The sequence below is a fragment of the Acinetobacter sp. YH16032 genome, assembly GCF_013417345.1.
In the GTDB taxonomy this organism is placed as follows: domain Bacteria; phylum Pseudomonadota; class Gammaproteobacteria; order Pseudomonadales; family Moraxellaceae; genus Acinetobacter.
Genome location: NZ_VPEE01000106.1, coordinates 1 through 2,534, shown reverse-complemented (window position 1 = coordinate 2,534; position 2,534 = coordinate 1). Strand labels below are relative to the sequence as shown.

Below are 2,534 nucleotides of genomic sequence, written 5' to 3'. Positions count from 1 at the left end.
GGATAATCTTTTTCAGATTCAATCAATAATTGAACCGCTCTTTCTCTGATTTCAGGGGTATATTTTAATTTTGTCATCGGGATAGTCTCTCAGAATATTGACTCTCCGACAAACCCGGTACGGTTCAGCATTGGATAGCAGCATCAGAATAGGTTTGATTTAGACCATGCTTGCCCTTTGGTTGAGCGTACCATTGAGTTTTTGGGATCAAACCAAATAGAGATATTTTCTCGATTTATTAATGCTTTGTTATAAGAAGGCTAATTGGTTGTGCGATAGATTTTAGATGTGGGCTTATTCATTTGAGAATTATAATGTTGAATAAGCCTTTATAGATAGGTTTGTGCAACAAAGCCTATTTAAAGCATCTCTTGGACAAACGACGTCTATTCTTTTGGCGTAGGCGAGAACAGTAACTTATAGGTTATTGTTCTCATTATTCAAATTTCTTCTTTCTGTCATGTCGATAAATTTTTGTACTAGAGCTTGATTTTATAATATTTGAGATTGATTGTTCTATAGATGTCCGCAATCCATCAAATAGCTGCACTTCATTAGATACTTGGAGATAATCCAATATGTTTTCGCTAAAAGATTCGATGATTTCTCGCGGATTTCTAATTCTAAAATGCTCGCTTTCAGCTAATTTTAAGAGATGTGATATTTCAGGAAATGCTTTGCTTCCAGCGAGTTTAAGCGCCATTTTATTATCTATTGATTCGTATATAAGTGTATGCGTAATATCAAATGGTGGTGAAACAAAAATGTTTTTCATATCCGGAGAATACTGTAGAGCAAAGTTTTTCAGATGCGCATCACCATTCCCAATTAAGCAGTTGAATACGATGCATTTATACATTTTTTCAACCTCAGTTATGCTTCCAGTGTATAAAAGGGTCGCTTTCAATAGTGTTTCGTAGCTCCCTGTGTATTTTGCATCGGGGTCATTTGATTTCTTCATGAGCGTCGTAAAATCTTCATAACCTAGTTTTGTACCATCACTGGATTTATCAAACCGTTCTACAACATATGTTTCTAAATTTTCAGACAAGTACGTTTGTGGCGGTTCAAGCCCACACTGTCGCGCAGCCTGCATACAAACAAATTCATTGATGGTAAGTAATGGAAATTCCGAATCAAACGACTTTACGATTAAATCTTTTTGTTGAACTGTTCTATCCGTTTGAACAGTTTTTGCATTCGGAATGCTCACTTTGGGTTGCATACCGGACAGAGAATTTCTGAGATAATATTTTTCTAATAGCTGTGGAAAAAGGGGTTCTTTACTACGGTAAGATAGGATTTCACTCAAGTTTAAAGAATCTGCGTCAGGCAAATTTAGCTCACTTTTATAAGAGAGCATTCCAATTCCTTGACTGCCTTGTAGTGCCAATAAATACATGTCATTAACTTTGGCATATCTGGCAAGTTTTTCAGCAATAAATCGTCGATTAAAACCTTCTGGTAAATTCTGAGCAAAAATTGGGTGAAGTGCACCGGAAGAATAACCATCTATGCCTTTGCGAGTCATAGTGAGTGATACATGCTGTTTTTCCTGAGTCGGCTGATAGTGGTGCACTGAACCATATGTTAAAACGCCTAATTCAGCATGATTAGCGCATACCTTAATATTAGTGATTTTGGCTGGAAGCTTTGGTGTACTCATTCGCTATCCTCCGAAAACATATTTTCAATATCATCCCAGTGGGGCAACGAATGTTGCTTCGGATATACATCAAACTGTAAACCTACTGTATCAAGTACACGCTCAAATATGTCAAACGAACCAGTAAAGCGGCCATTCTCGATTTCAGAAATTGTGGTTTTGTTAATTCGAGTCAATTCTGATAATTCTTGCTGTGTATGACCAAGAGCTTTTCGTGCTATACGAATTTTTTCCCCAATTTCTACTCTACTCATCATAGCAATCCAATCACAAATATTAGCCATATAGCTAATATATCATACAAATTTTCAAATGTTAGCTATATAGCTAACATTTTATGGGTATTTAACAAAAAATTAGCTTAAAAATAGAATTCAACAATAAATAAAAAGGCAGATTTTTAACTGCCTTCTTTTATTTCCTAAACTGTTAGGTGAGTTAATTATTTGTAATCAACTTACTTTTCATCGTTTTAAGAGCTTGTGTAGCATCATTATTGCCTTGATTTGCTGCCCTAGTGTACCAATCCAATGCCTTTTTATAATCTTTCGGTAAAACATCACCTTTATCGGACATTGACCCAATAACATATTGAGATTTTGCATAAACTCAATTGGCTGCTCGTTCAGCCCAATACACGCTTTTATAAATAATGAGGGCTCAATTTTAATGCTTGATACACTAACGCTGATATCATTCAAGTGTACTTAATTTAACATAATCTATATTATGCGAAATGATTTTGTAAGCCCAAAGTAGAAATGTCCGGTTTCTCCAAAGTAAAAATGTCCGCTTTTAGAATATGCACTTTTGCAATTTTCTTAGCGGACGGTTTGATATGTTGGTGTCTATGTCGGATAAAGAACTT

General features: G+C 35.4%; 2 protein-coding genes and 2 pseudogenes. All 4 read right to left on the bottom strand.

The features are described 5' to 3' along the window. Positions 1 to 127: 127 nt before the first annotated feature. Positions 128 to 302, bottom strand: a pseudogene (locus FTV32_RS17365) (IS5/IS1182 family transposase); the annotation flags it as partial. A 134-nt stretch (positions 303 to 436) separates the two neighbouring features. Further along, a complete protein-coding gene (locus FTV32_RS16510; RefSeq protein ID WP_180029122.1) occupies positions 437 to 1,666 on the bottom strand; it encodes a type II toxin-antitoxin system HipA family toxin in 1,230 nt (409 codons plus the stop codon). Continuing rightward, the gene (locus tag FTV32_RS16505) at positions 1,663 to 1,923 is read right to left on the bottom strand and encodes a helix-turn-helix domain-containing protein (protein ID WP_035270813.1); all 261 of its coding nucleotides are present in this window, start codon (positions 1,921 to 1,923) and stop codon (positions 1,663 to 1,665) included. The genes FTV32_RS16510 and FTV32_RS16505 overlap by 4 nt, the downstream gene beginning before the upstream one ends. 181 nt (positions 1,924 to 2,104) lie before the next feature. After that, positions 2,105 to 2,257: pseudogene (locus FTV32_RS16500) on the bottom strand (hypothetical protein); the annotation flags it as partial. Between the last annotated feature and the right edge of the window lie 277 nt (positions 2,258 to 2,534).